This is a genomic window from Pseudomonas spelaei, assembly GCF_009724245.1.
Classification (GTDB): Bacteria; Pseudomonadota; Gammaproteobacteria; order Pseudomonadales; family Pseudomonadaceae; genus Aquipseudomonas; species Aquipseudomonas spelaei.
The window spans coordinates 1-21486 of sequence record NZ_WNNK01000046.1; the positions used below are offsets into that span (position 1 = coordinate 1).

A 21486-nucleotide genomic window follows, 5' to 3' on the forward strand; every position below is an offset into this window, starting at 1 on the left:
CCGGATCAGCGGCCACCGCCACTTGCAGGGCACGGATGTACCAAGGGCCTTGCATCGCCTGGAACTGCTTGTCCAACGCCACCTGACGGTCGAGCAAGGTGCCGAGACTGTTGGCATCGCTACGGAAGACAGGATCATCGCTGGCGCGGTAATGGGCCACCAACGCCTGCAAATCGCCATTGAAGAACTGCTGCGCCGTGGCGTCAAAGCCACGCAGGCCAGTCTGGGCCTCGATCAGGTGGGCTTCCACGCGCTTGGCGTAGTCGTTGATAAACCCCGGCACCTGAACACCGACCAACAAGCCAATGGCAAACAGCACCAGACGCAAATAGCTGAGCAACATGAGCGATGTCCTTATGCCGTTATGCCCTGGCTGACGCATTCACCGCGTCGCCACAGGCTCCACTGGCCCGGTTCGTAGCGGGTCCAGGTCTCGTTTTCGGTCAGGGGCTCGGTGGCAATCACCGTCACCACGTCATTGGGAGTAGTTTCGGCCTGAAAATCGACGATCACGTCGACATCTTTCAAGCGCGCCGGGCCAAACGGCGCACGCCGGGTGATTTGCGCCAGCTTGGTCGAGCAGTAGCAAAACAGCCAATCGCCATCGCTGAGCAGGCAGTTGAACACACCTTTGCTGCGGTATTCGGCGCAGGCCGCGATCAAATCCGGCAACACCTGTTCGATGTCCACCGGCTCCGGGAAAGCCTCGCGCACCCGGTTGAGCAAATCGCAGAACGCCGCTTCGCTGTCGGTATCACCGACCGGGCGGTAAAACGTGGCGCGGGGATTGAAGCCAGCCAATTGCCCGTTATGCGCAAAACACCAATTGCGGCCCCACAACTCACGGACAAACGGGTGGGTATTGGACAGGCACACTTTGCCCACATTGGCCTGACGGATATGGCCAATCACCACTTCGCTCTTGATGGGATAACGCTGCACCAGCCGCGCAACTTCCGATTCGCTGCTGGCGGCCGGGTCCTGGAACAAGCGCAGGCCACGACCTTCGTAGAAGGCGATGCCCCAACCGTCGCGGTGGGGGCCGGTGCGACCGCCCCGCTGCATCAGCCCGGTAAAGCTGAAGACGATATCGGTCGGTACGTTGGCACTCATGCCCAATAATTCACACATGCCAGGACTCTCACAGCAGGGCGGACAACGTTAAAGACGCGGTTCGACCCGCAGATTGCTGGCTGGGGCTGCCGGACGACCGTAACGCTCGCCACCAAAGGGTTCATCGTCTTCTGCAGGCTCCGCCGCCGCAGCAGTTGCAGCCGCAGCCTTCTGCTCACGGCGAGCCTTGGCAGCACGCTCGATGGGCCAGCGGATCAGTACGATCACCAGGTACACACCGAAGGCGATCATCGCGTACATCACCAGGTCGGAAATCGCCCGCCAGGCGTTGTTGCCGACCTTGAGCACCAAGTCCAGGGCGGTGATGGCCACGGCCGGCGCAAACTGCGTCTTGACCGGGTCGACGATGGTTGGGCTTAACAGCAACACCGCCATCAGCAACCGCAGTGGCTCACGCAGCCAGCGCCACATCCAGCGGGTCATGGCAAACCACACCAACAGGCAGCCCAAAGCTGCGAAGGCGTAGAGGCCCCAAGCGGTCAGATAGTCGTTCTCGGTCATGGTGTCCATGGCAAGGTAGGCAAACAGGCCGCTATGATAACGGCTTTTCAGTGCCGAGGCTGCAATGCCGTCGGCCAACTGCCAGACAGAGAGTGATCCATGCCCCCATCGACCCACGTCACTGCCGCCCCGATTGCCCGCAAAGCCACAGGGAACGACCCGTACGCCTGGCTGCAAGAACGCGACAGCAGCGAGGTGCTCGACTACCTCAAGGCAGAAAATGCCTGGCAAGAGGCGCAGCTTGCGGATCAGAAAGCCCTGCGCGAAACCTTGTTCGAAGAGATCAAGGGCCGGATCCTCGAAACTGACCTGTCCTTGCCCTCCCCATGGGGGCCGTACCTGTATTACACCCGCACCACGGCCGGCGACGAATACGCCCGTCACTACCGCTGCCCACGCCCGGCCGACGACAGCCAGCAGGTGGACGAAAATGCCGAAGAGTTGCTGCTCGACCCCAACGTGCTGGCCAACGGCGGGTTTTTCTCCCTCGGTGCCTTCAGCATCAGCCCGGACCACCAGCGCCTGGCCTACAGCCTGGATACCAGTGGCGAAGAGATTTACACCCTGTACGTGAAGGAACTGGCCACCGGCAACGTCAGCGAACTGGCATTCGAAGACTGCGACGGCAGCATGACCTGGGCCAACGACAGCCTGACCCTGTTTTTTGGCGAGCTGGATGACACCCATCGCCCGCATAAGCTGTATCGCTATCGCCTGGACGGCACAGCGGCCGAAGAAGTGTTCCATGAGCCAGACGGCCGTTTCTTCCTGCATTGCTACCGGGCAAGCTCCGAGCGGCAACTGCTGCTGTCCCTGGGCAGCAAGACCACCAGCGAAGTCTGGGCCCTGGACGCCGATCAGCCGCACCAGGCCTTTACCTGCCTGGCGCCTAGGGTTGAAGGCCATGAATACGACGTCGACCACGGAAAGCTGGATGATCAGTGGACCTGGTTTATCCGCAGCAACCGCGACGGGATCAACTTCGCCCTGTTCCAGGCGGCCGACACCGCAAGCGTACCGACCCAGGGAGACTGGCAGAACCTGGTCCCGCACAGCGACACGGTGATGATCGAGGGTGTGAGCCTCAACGCGCGGGCCATGACCCTGAGCTTGCGCGAAGGCGGCCTACCAATCATCGAGGTGCACCCACAAGGCCTGCCGGCGTATCGGGTGCAATTGCCGGACGCGGCCTACAGCCTGTACGTGCAGAACACCCTGGAATTCGTCAGCGACAAGATCCGCCTGCGCTATGAAGCCCTGAACCGCCCGGCCCAGGTACGTCAGCTGGACCTGGCCAGCGGCGCACAGCACGTGCTCAAGGAAACCCCGGTATTGGGCGCGTTCAACGCCGACGATTACGTCAGCCAGCGGCTGTGGGCAACCTCGGTCGATGGCACCCAGGTGCCCATCAGCCTTGTGGTCAAGCGCGATCAACTCGGTCAGCCAACGCCGCTGTACCTGTACGGTTATGGTGCCTACGGCGAAAGCCTTGACCCGTGGTTCTCCCACGCCCGCCTGAGCCTGCTCGACCGTGGCGTGGCCTTCGCGATTGCCCATGTACGCGGCGGCGGTGAGCTGGGCGAAGCCTGGTACCGCGCCGGCAAGCAGGAGCACAAGCAGAACACCTTCAACGACTTTATCGCCTGCGCCGAACACCTGATCGCCCAAGGCCATACCACTTCCAAGCAACTGGCCATCAGCGGCGGCAGCGCCGGCGGCCTGCTGATCGGCGCGGTGCTCAATCAGCGTCCGCAGCTGTTCCAGGCGGCGATTGCCGAAGTGCCGTTCGTAGACGTGCTCAACACCATGCTCGACCCCGATTTGCCGCTGACCGTCACTGAATACGACGAATGGGGCAACCCTCAGGAGCCGGACGTCTACGAGCGGATCAAGGCCTACGCGCCCTACGAAAATGTCAGCGCTCAGTCTTATCCCGCGACGCTGGTGATTGCGGGCTACAACGACAGCCGGGTGCAGTATTGGGAAGCGGCCAAGTGGGTGGCCAAACTGCGCGCTACCAAGACCGACAACAATTTGCTGCTGCTCAAGACCGAACTGGGCGCCGGCCACGGCGGAATGAGTGGCCGCTATCAAGGACTACGTGACGTAGCCCTCGAATACGGGTTCGTTTTCAAGGCGCTGGGGTTGGCTTAAGGAACGGGCAATTGCCGTCCCGACAGTGGTGCTAGCTGCCCGATGGCTTGGGCTTGATGTCGTTCTGCTGCAAGCCGGGAAGCGTCTGATCCTTCGGCGGCTTGGGCATTTCAATCGGCGGCAACAAAGGTGCACCGGTGCTGCCGGGGGCCTTTGGCGTCGTCGGCGGCGTCACTTGCGGGTAGGGAGTGGGCGTTGCAGTGCCCGGCGAACCCGGCGTGGGTGCGGGAGGCGTTGGCACGGTTTGCAACTCCTGGGCATACGCGCTACTCAAGGTGAGCGCGCTCCATACAATGACCGTTAGAATGCTGCACTTCATCGATGGCTCCATGGCCTGACTGTAATCCAGTCCCAAGGCTACTCCCAACCGCGCAAGAATGCCCTTCTCAATGAGATTTCCATGAAACGTTTCGTTCTGCTGGACACCACCCCGATCCCCGACAACGGCGGTGCCTTGTGCCTGTTCGAATACGGCGAGGACTTTGTCATCAAGATCCAGGGCGGTGACGGTGGCCAGTTGATGAACACCCGCATGCACGGTTCAGAAGACGCCTTGGCAGAGATTCCATGCCGCAAAGTGGCCGGCCGGCCCGATTCTCGGGTGTTGATTGGCGGGCTGGGCATGGGCTTTACCCTGGCCTCGGCGCTTAAGCATCTGGGCAAGGCCGCCGAAGTGGTGGTCGCCGAACTGGTGCCGGGCGTGGTGGAGTGGAATCGTGGCCCTTTGGGCGAGAAGTCGGGTCGACCGCTGCTGGATCCGCGCACCGTGATCCGCATGGAAGATGTGGCCAAGGTGCTGCAGGCCGAGCCCCAGGGGTTTGATGCAATCATGCTCGACGTCGACAACGGCCCCGAAGGCCTGACGCAAAAAGCCAACAGCTGGCTGTATTCCGCCGGCGGCCTGAGCGCTTGCGCCAAGGCCCTGCGGCCCAAGGGGGTGTTGGCGGTGTGGTCGGCCAGTGCGGATAAACAGTTCAGCGAAAAATTGCGCAAGGCGGGTTTCAAGGCCGAAGAAGTGCAAGTGTTTGCCCATGGCAACAAGGGCACGCGTCATACCATCTGGATTGCTGAAAAGCTCAAAGGCTAAGCCAGACCGTTCCCACGCCCGCGTGGGAACGGTCATCATGGCCTAGCGAAACCCGTTCCGGTAATCGATCACATAGGGCACCTTCTCCTCGAAGGTTTTCTCCAGCTCCTTGCGGTCCAGCGACGTAAAGCCTCCCAACTGCAGCGCTGTGAAACCGCTATCCCCTACGGGCGCATCAGGTGCCAGCGTCACCATCAATTTGGCGACCGCTTCAATGGCGTCGCTGTATCCGCCCTTCTTGTTCAAATTGAACGCTGTCAGGTCCACCTGCGGCCGCAACCAACCGCCCCAATAAAACTCCAGGAACTCCGGCGCGACCGCGTCCGAATTCGGCTTGCCGTAGGACGCTTTGCGCGAGAAGTACACCAGGCTGCGGAAGGTATCGTCCTGCAGGTCCTTGAAGCCCAGATGCGCAGGAATTTGCGTCGGGGCAATGGTTTTGCCCTGGCCGTCCTTGAGCCAGACCTTGCGACCCTGCTCCATACGCTGCCAGAAAATGGCCAGGTTCGGGCTGTCGCTGAAGTCGTCAGTCACCCGTACCCACATCTTCAACTTGGGGCCAGCGCCAGGCTGCTCCCAAAAACTGCTGAACGTATGGTGGCCATCAGTGAGGTACAACTGGCCAGCGGGGCCGACCACCACGGTTTTCATATCAGCGGGGTGAGTGCCCACGGGGTCTTTGCAGGTGAAGCTGTCCGGTTTTTGCAAATCGGCCTTTTTCGGCACTTTGTCGGCTTTGCCCTGACCGTTAGTCTCACAGTATTCGTCGAACAGCTTGGACCGCGACCCCGCGAACAGCCCCAGCTTGTAATAGATCTGATCAAAGCCGATGACCGCCTGGGTCGGATGCAACTGCTCCAGGGCAACATCAATCACCTGCCCCGGCTTGGGCGTCGAGAACGCCTGGACTTGAGCCGTGACAACACACAACAGAAGGGCCAACAGCCCAGATTGCAAGCGCATGAATGAGGATCCTTTCATAAGACTTTCTCCAGATGATCAGCCAATGATCAAGCAGCAATATTACAAAATAACCTGCCACGGGACGGCGCGCAGTTGAAAAAAGCCGGGGGCTAATTATTCCGCCAACGGCTAGAATCAACGTTATCCGTGATCCACTAAAACACAGGAGCCATGATGAGCTCGACCAACCCGCCCTCCCACACCGCCAAGCTGGACCGCATCCTTGCCGATGCCCAGCGCGACCGGGAAATGGGCTACCGCGACAAAGCCTTGAAGATGTACCCCCACGTGTGCGGCCGCTGCGCCCGTGAATTCGCCGGCAAGCGCCTGAGCGAACTGACCGTGCACCACCGCAACCACAACCATGACGACAACCCCCAGGACGGCTCCAACTGGGAGTTGCTGTGCCTGTACTGCCACGATAACGAACACTCACGTTATACCGACCAGCAGTATTTCGGTGAGGGTTCCACCAGCAGTCCGACCATCGCCAAGGCGACGCATAATCCCTTCGCGGCGCTGGCTGGCCTGATGAAGAAAGACGACTGAAGCGTTTGATGACTGTGGCGAGCGGGCTCGCCACAGTCATCATGTGCCGCCCTCCTTGCGAGCAATCCCCGTATAATCGCGGTTTTTCTCGAAGGCACCCTTTCCCGTGGGCAATAAACGCTACAGCTGCATTGGTCTGTATAACCCCAAGTCGCCCGAGAACGTCGGTTCGGTGATGCGCGCCGCCGGCTGTTATGGCGTGGCATCGGTGTTCTACACCGGCAAGCGGTATGAACGAGCCCGGGATTTCATCACCGACACCAAGAAAGTCCACCACGACATTCCACTGATCGGCATCGATGACCTGAAAAAAATCCTGCCCCTGGGCTGCATCCCGGTCGCCGTGGAACTGGTGGAAGGCGCCCGCCCTCTCCCGGAATACACCCATCCCGACCGCGCGCTGTATATCTTCGGCCCGGAAGACGGCTCCCTGGACAAAGAGATTCGCGACTGGTGTGAAGACGTGGTCTACATCCCGACCACCGGCTGCATGAACCTCGCCGCCACCGTCAACGTTGTGCTTTATGACCGCCTGGCCAAGGGCAACAACACCCGCTCGGGCCCCAAGTACTGATTTTTCGGGAACATCTGTGTCGCGCCGACGGTCAGCTATCTATCAATGACCCTTGTTGGAGACAGATCATGAGCGACAGTAAAACCTTGCGACCTATCACCGAGTCCACCCCGTTCCGGAGCCAACCCACGCAGAACGTGCAGGGCTGGGAACGCATTGGTTCCCTGGCGGGCGGCGTGGTGATGATGGGCAAAGGCCTGCGCCGTGGCGGCTTTTTCGGCTTGATCCAGGTGGCGATTGGCGGCGTGGCGCTGGCCCGTGGCATCAGCGGCCACAGCTCGGCGAAAGACCTGCTGGAAAAAAGCCGCCAGGACATGAACACCGTGCGCACGAAGATTGAGCGGGCGGGGGAAGAGCTGAAGAACCTCAAGACCGAGGCGCAAGTTGCGGCCGAAAAGACCGCTAAAACCACAGGCTGAATACTATCAAGTGTGGGAGTAGCCGCTGCCGAGGTACGAGGCTGCGATGGGCTGCGCAGCAGACCCCGAGGGCGGTCCTGCGGACACGCATCGCAGCCTCGTACCTCGGCAGCGGCTACAAATCAGCGCAACAGCTTGGTATCCAGCACCACCGACGACTCGCCAATAATGCTTTCCCCCAACTGCACAAACTCCTTCGTGCTGATGCTGCGCAAACGCATCACCGCCTGAGTCAAATCATCCAGTGAGCGCTTGTTGTGGGTTTTCAAGCGAATCTCGCGGTCCAGCTCCTGCAACAACACCACCGCACGCGCCACCGTTGCGCCGCTGACCTGATCACCGCGCAACGTGGTCACAGCCTTCCCTTCCTTGTTCAACCGCGCCTGGATCGCGGCGTAGCGCTCGTCACTGATACCACCGGCACGGCGCACCAGCTCAATGGCGTAATACTCCGCCAGGCCTTCGCTGATCCAGTCACTGCTCTGGTTGTCGTTGATGCGACCGATCGCTTGCACCACCTCACGCATCAGCGCACTGCTGCCGTTTTCACTCACCAGCGGCGTGCGGCTGTTGAGGTAGATCGAATCCCTCGCCGAGAACGCGCCACGTCGCATCGGGTCGCTGGCGCCGACCACCAGCAGTTTGGCCGGATGGCGGGGAAACGCCGCTTGCACCTGGGGCCAGACAAAGGTCAGCAGTGTCAGGACGTCCATGCGCCGCATGCCCTGGCCCTTGGGCGAGGCCACTGTGATTTCGGTCTCCCCCAGGCGTACCCGACGCGTGCCCAGCGTACCCGCGAGCATCCAGCCGGTGGGCCGGTCAAACAGGCGGGAAACGTTATCGATGCGGAATTTGTTCTTGCCAATGCGCGGCCAAGTGGTCTCGATACTTTTCCAGCCGGCTGGCAGTTCGAAAGTCAACCGTGACACCAGCTCAATGCCATCTTGCTGATCGAGACGGGCCTTCGGCACCAGGTCTTCACCGCGAAACAGCGCCCAGCTCGGCGTCATGCGCGCTTCATAGATACCCTTCTTGCGGGTATGACTGAGGCGTACGCGGTAAGTCAGGCTGGCCTTATCGGCGCTGGGTTTCCACAGGCCTCGGCTGTCACCGGCCGTGTGGCCCGGTAGGACTTGCCACTGGCCATCGGCCTTGAAATCGCTGTAGTCGCCATCGCGGCCCAGATCAAAATTCAGGCTGCGCACCGCCGAACCCTGGGACAGGCTCAGGCGGACTTCGGCTTGATCACTCTGGGGCAACAGCTTGACGTGATAGTCCAGGTCGACTTTCTTCGCAGACCATGCCGACGTGCTCAGCGCCAGCAACAACAGGCTTGCGACCAGTTTCCCTACAACCGTCATACACACTCCTTTCAGCCAGCGCGGAAAATCAGGTAATCCTCCCAATCGTCCTCGGCCACGCTGCCTTCGCTGAGCATGCGCCCGGACTGGGAAATACGTTCGTGGTGCACCGCATCGCGATCGCCACAGACGAGGTGATGCCACAGCGGCAAGTCCTTGCGCTCGCTGACCAGCCGATAGCCGCAGGTGGGCGGCAGCCATTTGAACTGATCGGCCTGGCCCGGGGTGAGCTGGATACAGTCAGGCACCGAGTCGCGACGATTGGGGTAATCGGTGCACTGGCAGGTTTTCAGGTCCAGCAGTTTGCAGGCGATGCGCGTGTAATAGACGCTGTTGTCGTCTTCATCCTCGAGCTTTTGCAGGCAGCACAGGCCGCAGCCGTCGCACAACGACTCCCACTCATCCTGGTCGAGTTGTTCGAGGGTTTTGCGGATCCAGAAAGGTTCGACTTTAGCGGCCATGGCTCTACATCAGTATCGGTATGTTAAAAGGCCGCCAGTCTAGTGCCCAAGGCCCTCGGGGCCAAGCGCTTACGACTGCCGGTAGAACAAGACTTGTCAGCGACCCGATAGGCACAGTAGCTTTGAGCCCCTGTTTTTTTGATCAGCACCTTGCATCCTTCGCCCATCCCGTCACCAGGAACTGCCCATGAGCACCAACCCACGCGTTGCCGATTATGCCATTCACCCGCAGTTCACCGACCGCTGGTCACCTCGGGCCTTTACTGGCGAGAACATCCCGGAAAAAACCCTGCTGAGCTTCTTTGAAGCGGCCCGCTGGTCGCCATCGGCTTATAACTCGCAGCCTTGGCGCTTTCTCTACGCGCGCCGTGACACGCCGAACTGGGAGCGTTTCCTGGGTCTGCTGAACGAATTCAACCGTGGCTGGGCGCAACATGCCTCAGCCCTGGTGATCGTGATCTCGAAAACCGACTTCGTCGCGCCTGGCGCCACCGAAGAAACTCCAGCCCTGTGGCACACCTTTGACACCGGCTCCGCCTGGGGCCACCTGGCGCTGCAAGCCAGCATCAGCGGCTGGCACACCCATGGCATGGCCGGTTTCGATCAGGAACTGACCCGCAAGGAACTGAAAATCCCCGAAGGCTATGCGCTGCATGCGGCCGTGGCGGTTGGCAAGCTGGGCGACAAGTCGACATTGGCGGACTACCTGCAAGCCCGGGAAACCCCGAGCCCGCGTCGACCGTTGACCGAGTTGGTGGCAGAAGGCGACTTCAGCCTCTAAGCCACGCAAAAAACCAAATGTGGGAGCCCGCTCCCACATGGGTCCGCAGTGTGCTCAGTAACCGCGTTCGAAACTCACTTCACCACGCAACGCATCCTTGGCCTGATACGCCCGCAGATTCTCGACAAACAACTGCACCATCATTTTCGGTGAAGTCGGTGCCGAGCTGTGGCCGGTCAGCAACAAGCCCCAGGCGGTCCAGAACGGATGACGCTGTGGCAGCGGCTCCTGACGGCAAACGTCGATGACCGCACCCGCCAGATGCCCTTCCTTCAAGGCTTCCACCAGGTCGGCATCGACAACCGCCACACCGCGTCCAACGTTGATAAACAAACCGGTCGGCTTGAATTGCTTGAACAGCGCCGCGTCGTAAAGGTCATGGGTGTTCGGCGTGTTGGGCAGCAGGTTGATCACGTAGTCCACCTCCCCCACCAACCGGCCAAGTTGGTCCAGGCCGGCCACTTCAACAAACGGTGCCTGCTCACGGGCTTCGCTGGCGATGCCATACAGCTCGACACCAAAGGGCTGGAGGAACTGCGCCACACTGCGGCCGATATCACCGGTGCCGACGATCAGCGCCTTGCGGCCTGCCAGGCTCTGGCCCATACGGTTGTCCCACTTGCGTTCCACCTGGCTCACCAGGCGCGCGAGTACTTCGCGCTCATGGCCGAGCATATAAGTGAGCACGTACTCGGCCATCACCTGGCCAAAGATGCCAACCGCGCGGGTCAGACGGTAGTCACGGGGTAACCCTTCAGCCAGCAACGGGGTGATCCCGGCCCAGGTCGATTGCAGCCATTGCGGGTGGTGGCCCTGACGCAGCAGGGTCGACAGCAGGTCCGGCTGGCCAAGCCACACCGGACAATCACCAGCCAGACGCGACAACTCGGCGGAGTCGCCGCTGGTCATCACTTCGAGGTCCGGCGCAGCTTCGCGCAGCAGTTGGGCGTACAGCGGATGATCGTGTTCAGCAATCAGAACGCGCATGGTTCAAACCTTTCAAAAACAGTGCAGGCGGCCGCAAGCAGCAAGTTCACGGCATCCCTCGGGCCGCCGCCAGATAATACGATTCCATTTCATGAACGTGCCCCAGACGGGGCACCTACCGATCACATCGGGTCGTTGCGGCGCAGCAGCTCGTCAGGCAAATGCTCGATGTACTCGTCCTCGGCCGGTGGCATTTGCAGGTGATAACCCTGCTTTTCGAGGTTTTCCAGAACCACCGCGATGTCTTCGCGGGACAGCTTGCGCTCGGGACTCAGTACCAGGTCAAAGGCATGATGAGGCTTGCCGAACGCCGCCAGCAGGGTTTCCGGGACGCGCTCCAGGGCATCACTTTTCAGCACGTAGAGGTACATCTCGTTTCGTTTCAGGCTGCGATAGATGGAGCAAATACGTTTCAAGGCTGTTCTCCGGCGGTGGCCAGGCTGTCCAGCAGCGCCTGGCCCATCAACTCGCGGCGCCAGCCACGCAGCGAGTCAGGCAATTGGTAAGGGCCCTCGGGGTAGCCACTTTTGACCAGGGCTTCGAGGGTTTTCTTGCGCAGCATCAGTTCCGGCGCCATGTCGAGACGCTCCGCTTCGGCCTGGCCGAGGGCACGCAGCTGCTTGATCAATACAGCTGCATCTACCGGCAAAGGCTCGGCAACCGCCGGTGGCCATTGGTCCATCGACACACTGCCGGCCCGTTTGATCAGGTCCAGCAGGAACTCGCCGTCCTGACGCACGGTGCGCGGGTGCATGTCTTCGATTTTTGCCAGGGCGGCGAGGTTATCCGGCTGAGACTTGGCCAGGGGCCATAACGAATGCTCGCGAATGATCCGGTTGCGCGGCAGGTCACGGGCGCGGGCTTCCTGCTCGCGCCAGGCGCACAGTTCACGCAGCACCGCGAGCTGGGCCCGGGACAGTTTCCAGGCCAGCTTGGCCTCGCGGTAGACCTCGTAAGGGTCGACTTCGCGGCGCAGGTTGGCGACCAGCTCAGCGCCGTCGTCCAGGACCCAGGCGTACTTGTCGTCAGACAGCTTGGGCCGCAGGCGTATGTAGACTTGCGCCAGATGCACGGCATCTTCGGCGGCGTAGCTGATTTGCGTCTCGGACAAGGGCCGCTGCAGCCAGTCCGAGCGGGTTTCGCCCTTGGGCAACTCGATATCGAGGACGGCTTGCACCAACCGCGAATAGCCCATGGAAAAGCCCAGGTTCAGGTACGCGGCAGCCAATTGGGTGTCGAACAACGGCACCGGCAGGCTGCCGGTCAGGCGCAGCAACACTTCCAGGTCTTCGCTGCAGGCGTGCACCACCTTGATCACCGCCGGGTTCTCCAGCAAGGCGGCCAAGGGTTGCCAGTTATCGATGGTCAAGGGGTCGATCAGATAAGCGCGAACGCCATCACCGATCTGGATCAGCCCGGCGATGGGGTAAAAGGTGTCGACCCGCATGAATTCGGTGTCGAGGGCGACGAATGGCAACTGCTGCCATTGGGCGCAATGCTGGCCGAGGCTATCGTTGTCGCAGATCCAGTGAATATCGATGGCCACACGGCTCTCCCTTGAAGAATGGCGCGCAGTATATATCGCTAAAGGGATTTGCGAGCATCCGCAGTGCAAGAGCGCCCATGAAAACTCTGACAGGGGACGAAGAATAGTCCGACAGACGCGGCTTAGCCTCTTTTACGCAGGACGTACACCCGCCACATCGCCGAACCTGGCAGGAATTCCTGGTGGTTGAGGATCTTGAAGCCGGCCTGTTTGAACTCTGCTTCCACCTGTGCCCGGTGACTGCCAGAGGCCGGCGGGGCCAGGCCCTGGGCGGCGAAGGCCTTGTAACCGGCGTCACTGTTCACCGAGACAATCACCGTGTCGCGGCTGACCCGGTGAAACTCTTGCAGCAGCGCCAAGCGCCCTTCGGCACCGGGTACATGGCGAAACAACTCCAGGCAAAAGATGCAGTCCACGGCGTTGGCCGACAGGCCGATAGAAAACGCCGACCCCTGAAAGGTCTTCACGCGCTTGAGCAGTGCCGGGGCATGGTGGGTGCGGGCATGGTCGAGCATGGCCTGAGAGTTGTCCGACGCCAGGATCACCCGGTTGCCGTGCTCGGCGAGCACCGGCCAGAAACGACCCAGACCGCAAGCCAGATCAAGGATCAAGCCAGGCTCACCGGCGATCTTCAGCGCCTGGCGCACCAACCGCTCATCGCGCCACAGCGCCAGGCGACGCCACAACCCGGGCGGACGCGTGTCACCGCAGACACGGGCGTGCTCACGGTCATAACGCTCGGCAAACTCAATCTCGATGGAGGACGGTGGTTGCGACGACATCACACGACTCTTGTGGGTGGTTCATACGCAAGTAGCTTAACTACCGTCGCGTGAAAAAAAGGTCGAAAAAGGTTCAATGTTTGGCGAGCACACCGTCAGCCACTGCCGTGCGACAGCCGGCGAACATATCCAGGCCTGGGTTATAGGCATGGGTGTTGACGTCCAGCAGGCCCAGCATCGAATGAAACAGATTGTCCTGGCTCAAGGGTTTGTGACGACTCAGTTGCAGGCAATGAGTATCCACCGAAAAAGCTGACTGATAACTGTCTGAGAACCAGGCCAACATCGCCACATGTTTCTGCTGGTCCGGCGCCAACATGTACGGGGTGCCGTGGAGAAACAGGTTGTATTCCCCCAGGGACTCGCCGTGGTCGGACAGGTAGAGCATGGCGGTATCGACCTTCTGTTGATTGCTGCGCAGCACGTTGATCAGACTGGCCAGCACATGATCGGTGTAGACCAGGGTGTTGTCGTAGCCGTTCACAATACTTTCGCGGCTGCAGGTATTCAGGGCATTGCTCTCACACACCGGGGTGAAATGTTCGTACTCCTTGGGGTAACGCTTGTAGTACTCCGGGCCATGGCTGCCCATCTGGTGCAGCACCAGCACGGTGTCCTTGTCCAGGTTGTCGATGAACGCCTGCAGGCCCTGCAATAGGATTTCGTCTCGGCACTCGCTGTTGGCACACAGCACCGGGTCCTGGAGTTTGCTGACATTCTGGACCGTCACCCGATCACAGGTGCCCTTGCAGCCGGATTGATTGTCGCGCCAGATCACCTCGATACCGGCGCGCTTGAGCACATCCAGCAAGCCTTCCTGGTTTTTCGCCTGGCTGGCGTTGTAGTTCTTGCGCCCCATATTGGAAAACATACAGGGCACCGACACCGCCGTTTCGGTACCGCAGGAGTGCACATCGGTGAAGGCGATCAAGCCGTTTTCCCGCGACAGCTCAGGGGTGGTATCACGGTCGTACCCCAGAATGCCGAAATTCTCGGCGCGAGCACTTTCCCCCACTACCAGCACGGTCAGAGACTTGCGGGTGTGGGCTTGCCAGGCGGGACTTTTTTGCGCGTCTTCGGCGATGGTCTGGAACGGTTGCCGGGCAGAAACCACCTGCTCACGCAGGTAGCCAATGGAGGCACCGACGTAGTTGCTCGGCACGATCATCAAATGCAATTCATGGTGGTTGCGAAACAGCGAGGCCAAACCCTGGTAGTTAATCAGCGCTACACCCCCAATGACCGCGACCGAGGCAACACTCACCAGTACCTTGCTCAATACTTCACGGTGCCAGCGGCGATAATTGATGGGGGTTTTCCACAATACCCAACACGGTAAAACGCCCAGGAACACAACATAGGCCAGCAACTTTAACGACAACAGGTCGCGGACTTCGGTCGCGTTGGTTTCGGCAAAGTTGCGAAACATCGCCGCGTCGATCAACACTCCGTACTGGCTCATGAAATAAGCCACACCGGCACTGATCAAAAACAGCAGCATCAAGACCGGTTTGAGCACCCATCGAAAGGCCAACAGCGTCAGCACCAGATTGAAGCCGCACAACAGCATGACGGCGAAGGCTGCGCACATCAGCAACCCACGGGTGTCGAGGGTGACGATATCCGCCAGGTGCTGCCACAGAACGAAGTTGAATCCCAGCAACAGAAATACGCTGGCAATCAGGGTAATAATCTCGGGGCGGACGGGTTTAACGCTGAACATAACGCTCTGCTTGGCCAGGAAATAAGTGCCGCCAGGAAAAAACCCTTTGGTAGCGACGGCACGGACTGTAAGCAGGCGTCTATCAATTTTTCGTGAAAACAATAGGAATAAATAGTGGGAGTGAACAATTACCAAACTTTCTGTTTACTCCCGGAAGGCCCCGTCAGGCCTGATGCAGGTACCAGCGCCAATCCTGCTCTCCAACCTCCCCCATGAACTGACGGTATTCCGCACGTTTCACCGCCAGGTAAACCCCGAGGAACTCACTGCCAAAGGCTTCCCGCGCCCAGGTCGAGCCTTCCAGCGCGCGCAAGGTGGTCAGCCAGTCAGTGGGCAGCAACTCTTTAGCTTGGGCATACCCGTTGCCTTCCACCGGAGCACCCGGGTCGCGCTGCTCGCGAATGCCTCGATGAATCCCCGCCAGAATCGCGGCGGCCGCCAGGTACGGATTGGCATCGGCGCCGCAGATACGGTGCTCGATATGTCGGGAAAACGCCGGCCCACCCGGCACCCGCAGACTGACAGTGCGGTTATCCACGCCCCAGGTCGCCGCCAGCGGTGCGTAGCTGTTGGTCTGGAAGCGCCGGTAGGAGTTGGCGTTGGGGCAGAACATCAGCAGTGAATCGAGCAAGGTGCTGAGCATGCCGCCCACGGCGTGGCGCAACAACGGTGTGCCGTCGGCGGCCTCGCTGGCAAACAGGTTGTTGCCGTCGCGGTCGGCCAGGCTGACGTGCATGTGCATGCCGGTGCCCGCCAGGTCATCGAACGGCTTGGCCATGAAACAGGCGGTCATCCCATGCTTGTGGGCCACACCCTTGACCAGACGCTTGTAGCGCACCGCCTCGTCCATGGCTTGCAGGGCATCGCTGCGGTGCTCAAGGGTGATTTCCACCTGCCCCGGGGCATACTCGGAAATTGCCGTGCGTGCAGGAATGCCCTGCAGTTTGCAGGCGCTGTACAGGTCGGCCAAGAACGGTTCGATCTGTTCCAACTCCCGCAAGCCATAGACCTGGGTCGAGCGCGGGCGGCCGCCATCCACATCGCGTGCAGGTTGCGGCCGGCCGTTGCTGTCGGGCTTCTGATCGAGCAAATAGAACTCCAGCTCCGCCGCCATCACCGGGTAGTAACCGTCGGCCTTGAGCCCGTCGATCACCTTGGCCAGTAAATGCCGAGGATCGGCCACGGTGGCGGGCATCCCTTCCTCGGGGTGCATGCTGACCTGCACCGCCGCCGTCGGAATCAACCGCCAGGGCATGCGCTGCAAACTGCCGCTGACCGGGTAGGCGCGGCAATCGATGTCACCCACTTCCCACACCAGGCCGGAGTTTTCCACGTCGTCGCCATTGATGGTCAGGCCGAGGATCGTGCTGGGCAGCGGCCGGCCGCTTTTATAGACCGCCAGCAATTCATCGCGGTGCAGCAACTTGCCTCGGGGCACGCCGTTGTTATCGAGGATAAACAACTCGAACATCTCGATATCCGGGTTCTGGTCAAGAAAGGACTGGGCTTCATGCAGGGTGGCAAAGGCGGTGCTCATGGAGAACTCTCATACGTTCGCGTCAGGCAGGCGCACAAGCGCTGCCGGTCAGATGCGCGGGGCATCCACGGGGACAATCAACGTAAGGAAGCGGTATCCGGTGGGCGCGCATGGCGGCAGTGCCATAGCGCCCAGAAAGCTAACTCGGAGGGCAATGCATCGGCAGAGGTTCGTCGACGAGCCGGACTGCTGGACGCGATAGCGCCAGGCGATGTCTCGGGGTGAGTGTCGGGGGAACCGTCCATGCAAGGATCACAGTGAAGAGATGCCCGCCAGCGTCACATGGCTGGATAAGCCGTTCAATTCAGTCTTGACGGAGTTTGGTTGTGCCCGGACTAAACATTTGAAAATATGGTGCCCCGCTCATGCCCCCAAGGACTCACCCGCATGAAAGCTCCCCTGACCCTTTGCCTGCTGACAGGCCTGGCACTGCCCGCGCTGGCCGCCTCCCCCGCTTCGCGCCTGGACGAGGTAATCCAGCGCGGCGAAATGACGGTCTGCACCACCGGCGACTACAAGCCCTACACTTATTTGCGCGCGGACGGCAGCTACGAGGGCATTGATATCGCCATGGCCCAGTCCCTGGCCAAAAGCCTCGGTGTGCAGGTCAAGTGGGTGCCTACCACCTGGAAAACCCTGATGCCGGACTTCCTCGCCCAGCGTTGCGACCTGGCCGTCGGCGGTGTTTCCGTGTCCCTGGAGCGGCAGAAAAAAGCCTTCTTCAGCCAGCCGATGAATGTCGACGGCAAAATTCCCCTGGTGCGCTGTGCCGATGTGTCGCGCTATCAGACTGTCGAGCAGATCAACCAGCCCCAGGTCCGAGTGATCGAGCCGGCAGGCGGCACCAACGAAGTCTTCGCCCGGGCGCACCTTGGCCAGGCACAGTTGCGACTGTTCCCGGATAACGTGACGATTTTCGAAGAACTGCTGGCGAACAAGGCCGACGTGATGATCACCGACGCCAGCGAGGCCCGTTACCAGCAGAAGCTCAAGCCTGGGTTGTGCGCCGTGAACCCCGAGCGTTACATGCAATACAGCGAAAAAGCCTTCCTGCTGCCGCGGGACGATGTGGCCTGGAAAAGCTACGTGGACCAGTGGCTGCATTTGAGTACGGTCACGGGGGTGTATGACGGGATCGTCAACCAGTGGTTGGCCGCGCCTTGATCAACTCGACAAACGCCCGGCACGCCGCGCTGCGATAGGCGCCTTTGCGGCTCAGCAACGCTGCCGTGCGTTGCGGCAAGGGTGGGCGGATCTGCACCGCGTGCAAGCCCGACTGAGCCTGGGCCACCGCACTGGGCAGAATGGTCGCCAAGTGCGTATGGCGAATAATTTCGATGACGGCACTGATGGAGTTGGCCTCCATGGCAATCTGCGGCTTTACGTCCAGGTTCCGGCAATAGTCATCGACGTAGCGGCGGGTGGCGAACCCTGAGTTCAGCAGCACCAGCGGTTGCTGTTTGAAGTCAGGCAGTTTGAGCCACTGCTTGCGACTCAACGTGGGGTGGCTTGCGCTGGCTACCACGCTCAGTTCCTCGACAAACAGCCCCTTGCACTCGATATCCGGCAAATGCTCGCCGGTAAACCCGATACCAATATCCAATTGATCCTGCGCCAATGCCGCTTCGATACGGTCCTGGGTCAGTTCCTCGACGCTCACCACAATCCCCGGGTACAGCGTGTTGAACCGCGCCAGCAACGGCCCGATCAGGTAAGCGGTGAACGTCGGGGTCATCGCCAGGCGCAAGGTGCCGCGACTCAAATCCTGCACGTCATGCATCGCCCGCGTGCCGGCCTGCAAATCCTGCAACGCCAGCCGCGCAAAACGCACATAAGCCTCGCCCGCGTCGGTCAACCGCACGCTACGTCCGGTGCGATCCAGCAACGGTGCACCAAGGGTGTCTTCCAACTGCTTGATCTGTTGCGACAAGGTCGGCTGGGACACATGCAACGCTTCGGCGGCGCGCGTGAAGTTACAGTGCTCGGCAACAGCCAGCAGGTAGCGGATATGGCGTAGCAGCATGTGAGGACACTCAACTATAGGCATGACTTATAGAAACCATAATAAACCGGTCTTGGACGCTATAACTGAAAACTTCCATCCTTGCCCCATCAGCGACGCAAGGAGAACCACCATGCAGCATCTCATCGACGGCTTTCGCAAGTTCCAGGACGAGGCCTTTGCCCAGCGCAGCGACCTGTTCAAACACCTGGCCACCACCCAGAACCCCGGCACGTTGTTTGTGTCCTGCTCCGACAGCCGCGTAGTCCCGGAACTGCTGACCCAGCAGGAACCCGGCGACCTGTTTGTGATCCGCAACGCCGGCAATATCGTGCCGTCCTACGGCCCGGAGCCGGGTGGCGTGTCAGCCACGGTCGAATACGCCGTCGCTGTGCTCGGCGTCAGCGACATCGTGATCTGCGGGCACTCCGACTGTGGCGCCATGACCGCCATCTCCACCTGCAAATGCCTGGACCACCTACCCGCCGTGGCCAATTGGTTGCGCCATGCCGAGTCGGCCAAGGTGATCAATGCGGCCCGTACCCATGCCTCGGACGAAGCCCGGCTGGATTCGCTGGTACGGGAAAACGTGGTCGCACAATTGGCTAACCTCAAGACTCACCCCTCAGTCGCCCTGGCGCTGGAACAAGGCCGGCTGAACCTGCACGGCTGGGTGTACGACATCGAAAGCGGCTGCATCGCGGCCCTCGACGGCACCACCGGACGTTTTGTGTCCCTGCTGGAAAACCCACAGACCCGTGCGGTCTCGACGACACCTCAACACGCTGCATAACCCCTGTTTACCCAAGAGGAAATCACCATGCTGCAATCCCAATTCGCCCAAACCCCGCGCCTGGCCCTGGCCGATACCGTTATCGACATCAAGGCCCGCAAGAACCTTTCATGGCAGGACCTCACCGACGGCACCGGCCTGAGCCTGGCCTTCGTCACCGCCGCCTTGTTGGGCCAGCACCCGTTGCCCAAGGACGCCGCTGACGTGGTCTGTGACAAACTCGGTCTCGACCAGGACGCCAGCCGCCTGCTGCAAACCGTGCCCCTGCGTGGCAGCTTCCCGGGTGGTATTCCAACGGATCCGACCATGTACCGCTTCTATGAAATGCTCCAGGTCTATGGCTCGACCCTCAAGGCTTTGGTCCACGAGCAGTTCGGCGACGGCATCATCAGCGCCATCAACTTCAAGCTGGACATCAAGAAGGTCGAAGACCCGGACGGCGGCTCCCGCGCGGTGATTACACTGGACGGTAAATACCTGCCGACCAAGCCGTTCTGATTACCCGACAACCGTCTACGCTCTTGGGACACTGACAAGAACGAGGGACGGGCAATGAAGGCAATGCTCCGCATCACCTGGCTGTTGCTGTTGTGTTTCAGCCAGGTGCACGCCGCCACCACGCAAGACAAAGACGCCCAAGCCGCCAAGGGCCTGTTGGAAAAAGCCTTGGCGTACTACCACGACAATGGCGACAAGGCCTTCGCGGCCTTCAGTCGCCAGGGTGCGTTTGTCGACAAGGACCGCTACGTGTTCGTGGTCGACACCAAGGGCGTGCTGCTGGCCAGTGGCGGGCCCTCCTCCGCGTTGATCGGCCGGGATATCTCCGAAGTGCTGGGGCCGGACCTGCGCAAATCCTTCAAGGACGTGTTGCTACAGCCCGAGGCCAATGGCATTCAGCAGGCCGACTACCGGTGGCAGAACTGGAACGACGGCAAGATTGAACGCAAGCATGTGTTTTATCAGCGTATTGGCGATCGCATTCTCGCGGTGGGCTATTACCTGCCGCGGGCTTCGCCGGAGCAGGCCAAGGCGCTGCGGGACAAGGCGGTCGGCGATCTGGCGAAAGATGAGGCCGGCACGCTCAAGGCGATCAATGACATGCAGGGTGGTTTTTTGCAGGATGATCTTTATGTGTTTGTGGTTGACCTGGATACCCAGCGGTACGTGGCTCATGGGACCAACTTGCGGTTGGTCAATACCGACTTTGGCAAGATCAAGGACCCGGAGGGTAAGCCGGTAGGGGAGCCGATCTTGAAGCTGATGGCGGAGCAGGATCAGGGGGAATATGAGTATCGCTGGAAGAATCCGGTGACGGGGAAGGTTGAGGATAAGCATGCCTATTTGCGTAAGGCTGGGCATTTTGTTGTGGCGGTGGGGTATTACAGTCCTTGAGGGTTGGAGCGCGGGTTGGGGTGGGAGTACATATCCGTTGCTGCGGTAATGGCTGCTATGGGTTCCGCTCTTACAGCGGGTCACTTTTGAAAAGAGCCCAAAAGTAACCAAAAGGCTCTTGCCCCACCACTCGGCACCTCGCTCAGGCTCGGTGTGCCTGAACGTAGGCATTGCTCCGTGGGCCGCCGCAATGGGCCATCCCTGGCCCAGTGCGGCTAAACCGGCGTCCTGCCGGTTTACCCACGGACCAATGCCTGCGTTCAGCCATCGTGGTTTAACGGGGCGCCTAAGATCAAAATCAACAGCACGGCGGCCTGAAAGCCGACCTGAGTGGTAGAAGCAAAGGCAAGGTCCAGAGCGAAAGCAGAGCTGCTTTTCTGTGGGAGCTGGCTTGCCTGCGATGGCCATAGGTATCTACACCATTGCGCGGGAGCCTGATTTTTGTAGCCGCTGCCGAGGCATGAGGCTGCGATGCGGTCCGCAGGACCGCCCTCGGGGGCTGCTGCGCAACCCATCGCAGCCTCGTGCCTCGACAGCGGCTACAGGGTTTTCGCAGGATTCAAAAGATGTGTAGATACCTATGCTGCGATGGGCATAGGTATCTACACCATTGTGCAGGAGCCTGATTTTTGTAGCCGCTGCCGAGGCACGAGGCTGCGATGCGGTCCGCAGGACCGCCCTCGGGGGCTGCTGCGCAACCCATCGCAGCCTCGTACCTCGACAGCGGCTACAGGGTTTTC

24 protein-coding genes are annotated in these 21486 nt (G+C 60.6%); 10 read left to right on the forward strand and 14 right to left on the reverse strand.

The annotated features are described in order from the left end of the window. The 3 genes from GNF76_RS28495 to GNF76_RS28505 all read right to left on the reverse strand — a co-directional run. Positions 1-343 (reverse strand): DUF2937 family protein (locus GNF76_RS28495; RefSeq protein WP_155586380.1); only part of this gene is annotated, 343 nt, incomplete at its 3' end. A gap of 11 nt (positions 344-354) precedes the next feature. Then, positions 355-1131 (reverse strand): class II glutamine amidotransferase, encoded by a 777-nt coding sequence (locus GNF76_RS28500; protein WP_155586381.1) that lies wholly within the window; start codon positions 1129-1131, stop codon positions 355-357. Between the two features lie 30 nt (positions 1132-1161). Beyond that, positions 1162-1713, reverse strand: coding sequence for an MFS transporter (locus GNF76_RS28505; protein WP_155586400.1), 552 nt, complete (start codon positions 1711-1713; stop codon positions 1162-1164). Between the two features lie 21 nt (positions 1714-1734). On the opposite strand from GNF76_RS28505, the gene GNF76_RS28510 reads away from it, so the two are divergent. Continuing rightward, positions 1735-3789, forward strand: a complete 2055-nt coding sequence (locus GNF76_RS28510) for a S9 family peptidase (protein WP_155586382.1) — start codon at positions 1735-1737, stop codon at positions 3787-3789. Between the two features lie 31 nt (positions 3790-3820). On the opposite strand, the gene GNF76_RS28515 is transcribed toward GNF76_RS28510, so the two are convergent. Beyond that, on the reverse strand, positions 3821-4108 hold the full coding sequence (locus tag GNF76_RS28515; protein WP_155586383.1) for a hypothetical protein: 288 nt from the start codon (positions 4106-4108) through the stop codon (positions 3821-3823). An 81-nt stretch (positions 4109-4189) separates the two neighbouring features. Here GNF76_RS28515 and GNF76_RS28520 point away from each other — a divergent pair, with 81 nt between their 5' ends. Next, positions 4190-4876 carry a spermidine synthase gene (locus GNF76_RS28520; protein ID WP_155586384.1) on the forward strand — a complete coding sequence of 229 codons (687 nt, stop codon included), beginning with the start codon at positions 4190-4192 and terminating at the stop codon, positions 4874-4876. A 42-nt stretch (positions 4877-4918) separates the two neighbouring features. Here GNF76_RS28520 and GNF76_RS28525 read toward each other — a convergent pair whose 3' ends face one another. Beyond that, the gene (locus tag GNF76_RS28525; protein ID WP_155586385.1) at positions 4919-5839 is read right to left on the reverse strand and encodes a ParB/Srx family N-terminal domain-containing protein; all 921 of its coding nucleotides are present in this window, start codon (positions 5837-5839) and stop codon (positions 4919-4921) included. Positions 5840-6013: 174 nt separating this feature from the next. On the opposite strand from GNF76_RS28525, the gene GNF76_RS28530 reads away from it, so the two are divergent. The 3 genes from GNF76_RS28530 to GNF76_RS28540 all read left to right on the forward strand — a co-directional run bounded on the left by GNF76_RS28530 (position 6014) and on the right by GNF76_RS28540 (position 7381). Continuing rightward, positions 6014-6388, forward strand: a complete 375-nt coding sequence (locus GNF76_RS28530; protein WP_003210675.1) for a YajD family HNH nuclease — start codon at positions 6014-6016, stop codon at positions 6386-6388. A gap of 106 nt (positions 6389-6494) precedes the next feature. Beyond that, positions 6495-6962 (forward strand): RNA methyltransferase, encoded by a 468-nt coding sequence (locus tag GNF76_RS28535; protein ID WP_063032537.1) that lies wholly within the window; start codon positions 6495-6497, stop codon positions 6960-6962. A 68-nt stretch (positions 6963-7030) separates the two neighbouring features. Continuing rightward, entirely contained in the window at positions 7031-7381 is a 351-nt protein-coding gene (locus GNF76_RS28540) for a YgaP family membrane protein (protein ID WP_155586386.1), read from the forward strand. A 122-nt stretch (positions 7382-7503) separates the two neighbouring features. Here the strand turns inward: GNF76_RS28540 and GNF76_RS28545 are convergent, their stop codons facing one another. Further along, positions 7504-8742, reverse strand: coding sequence for a M61 metallopeptidase family protein (locus GNF76_RS28545; RefSeq protein WP_155586387.1), 1239 nt, complete (start codon positions 8740-8742; stop codon positions 7504-7506). 11 nt (positions 8743-8753) lie between these two features. Then, positions 8754-9203: a YcgN family cysteine cluster protein gene (locus GNF76_RS28550; protein ID WP_155586388.1), complete on the reverse strand. Its 450-nt coding sequence runs from the start codon at positions 9201-9203 to the stop codon at positions 8754-8756. Between the two features lie 187 nt (positions 9204-9390). Between GNF76_RS28550 and GNF76_RS28555 the strand changes: the two genes are divergently transcribed. Then, positions 9391-9984, forward strand: a complete 594-nt coding sequence (locus GNF76_RS28555) for a nitroreductase family protein (RefSeq protein WP_155586389.1) — start codon at positions 9391-9393, stop codon at positions 9982-9984. A gap of 54 nt (positions 9985-10038) precedes the next feature. Here GNF76_RS28555 and GNF76_RS28560 read toward each other — a convergent pair whose 3' ends face one another. The 6 genes from GNF76_RS28560 to GNF76_RS28585 form a co-directional block, all read right to left on the reverse strand. Then, positions 10039-10971: a D-2-hydroxyacid dehydrogenase gene (locus tag GNF76_RS28560; protein ID WP_155586390.1), complete on the reverse strand. Its 933-nt coding sequence runs from the start codon at positions 10969-10971 to the stop codon at positions 10039-10041. A gap of 122 nt (positions 10972-11093) precedes the next feature. Further along, positions 11094-11387, reverse strand: a complete 294-nt coding sequence (locus GNF76_RS28565) for a YcgL domain-containing protein (RefSeq protein ID WP_155586391.1) — start codon at positions 11385-11387, stop codon at positions 11094-11096. Then, the gene (gene rnd, locus GNF76_RS28570) at positions 11384-12517 is read right to left on the reverse strand and encodes a ribonuclease D (protein ID WP_178123641.1); all 1134 of its coding nucleotides are present in this window, start codon (positions 12515-12517) and stop codon (positions 11384-11386) included. The genes GNF76_RS28565 and rnd overlap by 4 nt, the downstream gene beginning before the upstream one ends. Positions 12518-12639: 122 nt before the next feature. Further along, positions 12640-13299 carry a class I SAM-dependent methyltransferase gene (locus GNF76_RS28575; RefSeq protein ID WP_155586392.1) on the reverse strand — a complete coding sequence of 220 codons (660 nt, stop codon included), beginning with the start codon at positions 13297-13299 and terminating at the stop codon, positions 12640-12642. Between the two features lie 73 nt (positions 13300-13372). Beyond that, a complete protein-coding gene (locus GNF76_RS28580; RefSeq protein WP_155586393.1) occupies positions 13373-15022 on the reverse strand; it encodes a phosphoethanolamine transferase in 1650 nt (549 codons plus the stop codon). A gap of 163 nt (positions 15023-15185) precedes the next feature. Continuing rightward, positions 15186-16559 (reverse strand): glutamine synthetase family protein, encoded by a 1374-nt coding sequence (locus GNF76_RS28585; RefSeq protein WP_155586394.1) that lies wholly within the window; start codon positions 16557-16559, stop codon positions 15186-15188. 387 nt (positions 16560-16946) lie between these two features. Between GNF76_RS28585 and GNF76_RS28590 the strand changes: the two genes are divergently transcribed. After that, the gene (locus GNF76_RS28590) at positions 16947-17723 is read left to right on the forward strand and encodes a transporter substrate-binding domain-containing protein (RefSeq protein ID WP_155586395.1); all 777 of its coding nucleotides are present in this window, start codon (positions 16947-16949) and stop codon (positions 17721-17723) included. Here GNF76_RS28590 and cynR read toward each other — a convergent pair. Then, on the reverse strand, positions 17698-18582 hold the full coding sequence (gene cynR / locus GNF76_RS28595) for a transcriptional regulator CynR (RefSeq protein ID WP_155586396.1): 885 nt from the start codon (positions 18580-18582) through the stop codon (positions 17698-17700). The two genes, GNF76_RS28590 and cynR, sit on opposite strands and share 26 nt — an antisense overlap. Positions 18583-18694: 112 nt before the next feature. Here cynR and GNF76_RS28600 point away from each other — a divergent pair, with 112 nt between their 5' ends. Genes GNF76_RS28600 through GNF76_RS28610 form a run of 3 tightly spaced genes read left to right on the forward strand, consistent with a single transcriptional unit; the run spans position 18695 to position 20746 of the window. After that, positions 18695-19354 (forward strand): carbonic anhydrase, encoded by a 660-nt coding sequence (locus GNF76_RS28600; RefSeq protein ID WP_155586397.1) that lies wholly within the window; start codon positions 18695-18697, stop codon positions 19352-19354. A gap of 27 nt (positions 19355-19381) precedes the next feature. Continuing rightward, the gene (gene cynS / locus GNF76_RS28605; RefSeq protein ID WP_155586398.1) at positions 19382-19852 is read left to right on the forward strand and encodes a cyanase; all 471 of its coding nucleotides are present in this window, start codon (positions 19382-19384) and stop codon (positions 19850-19852) included. A gap of 54 nt (positions 19853-19906) precedes the next feature. After that, entirely contained in the window at positions 19907-20746 is an 840-nt protein-coding gene (locus GNF76_RS28610) for a cache domain-containing protein (protein WP_155586399.1), read from the forward strand. The last annotated feature ends 740 nt before the right edge of the window (positions 20747-21486 follow it).

Coding starts and splice junctions, on each gene's coding strand:
- GNF76_RS28500 (WP_155586381.1), bottom strand. CDS start 1,131: ATGTGTGAATTATTGGGCATGAGTGCCAACGTACCGACCGATATCGTC.
- GNF76_RS28510 (WP_155586382.1), top strand. CDS start 1,735: ATGCCCCCATCGACCCACGTCACTGCCGCCCCGATTGCCCGCAAAGCC.
- GNF76_RS28515 (WP_155586383.1), bottom strand. CDS start 4,108: ATGAAGTGCAGCATTCTAACGGTCATTGTATGGAGCGCGCTCACCTTG.
- GNF76_RS28520 (WP_155586384.1), top strand. CDS start 4,190: ATGAAACGTTTCGTTCTGCTGGACACCACCCCGATCCCCGACAACGGC.
- GNF76_RS28525 (WP_155586385.1), bottom strand. CDS start 5,839: ATGCGCTTGCAATCTGGGCTGTTGGCCCTTCTGTTGTGTGTTGTCACG.
- GNF76_RS28530 (WP_003210675.1), top strand. CDS start 6,014: ATGAGCTCGACCAACCCGCCCTCCCACACCGCCAAGCTGGACCGCATC.
- GNF76_RS28540 (WP_155586386.1), top strand. CDS start 7,031: ATGAGCGACAGTAAAACCTTGCGACCTATCACCGAGTCCACCCCGTTC.
- GNF76_RS28545 (WP_155586387.1), bottom strand. CDS start 8,742: ATGACGGTTGTAGGGAAACTGGTCGCAAGCCTGTTGTTGCTGGCGCTG.
- GNF76_RS28550 (WP_155586388.1), bottom strand. CDS start 9,203: ATGGCCGCTAAAGTCGAACCTTTCTGGATCCGCAAAACCCTCGAACAA.
- GNF76_RS28555 (WP_155586389.1), top strand. CDS start 9,391: ATGAGCACCAACCCACGCGTTGCCGATTATGCCATTCACCCGCAGTTC.
- GNF76_RS28560 (WP_155586390.1), bottom strand. CDS start 10,971: ATGCGCGTTCTGATTGCTGAACACGATCATCCGCTGTACGCCCAACTG.
- GNF76_RS28575 (WP_155586392.1), bottom strand. CDS start 13,299: ATGTCGTCGCAACCACCGTCCTCCATCGAGATTGAGTTTGCCGAGCGT.
- GNF76_RS28580 (WP_155586393.1), bottom strand. CDS start 15,022: ATGTTCAGCGTTAAACCCGTCCGCCCCGAGATTATTACCCTGATTGCC.
- GNF76_RS28585 (WP_155586394.1), bottom strand. CDS start 16,559: ATGAGCACCGCCTTTGCCACCCTGCATGAAGCCCAGTCCTTTCTTGAC.
- GNF76_RS28590 (WP_155586395.1), top strand. CDS start 16,947: ATGAAAGCTCCCCTGACCCTTTGCCTGCTGACAGGCCTGGCACTGCCC.
- cynR (WP_155586396.1), bottom strand. CDS start 18,582: ATGCTGCTACGCCATATCCGCTACCTGCTGGCTGTTGCCGAGCACTGT.
- GNF76_RS28600 (WP_155586397.1), top strand. CDS start 18,695: ATGCAGCATCTCATCGACGGCTTTCGCAAGTTCCAGGACGAGGCCTTT.
- cynS (WP_155586398.1), top strand. CDS start 19,382: ATGCTGCAATCCCAATTCGCCCAAACCCCGCGCCTGGCCCTGGCCGAT.
- GNF76_RS28610 (WP_155586399.1), top strand. CDS start 19,907: ATGAAGGCAATGCTCCGCATCACCTGGCTGTTGCTGTTGTGTTTCAGC.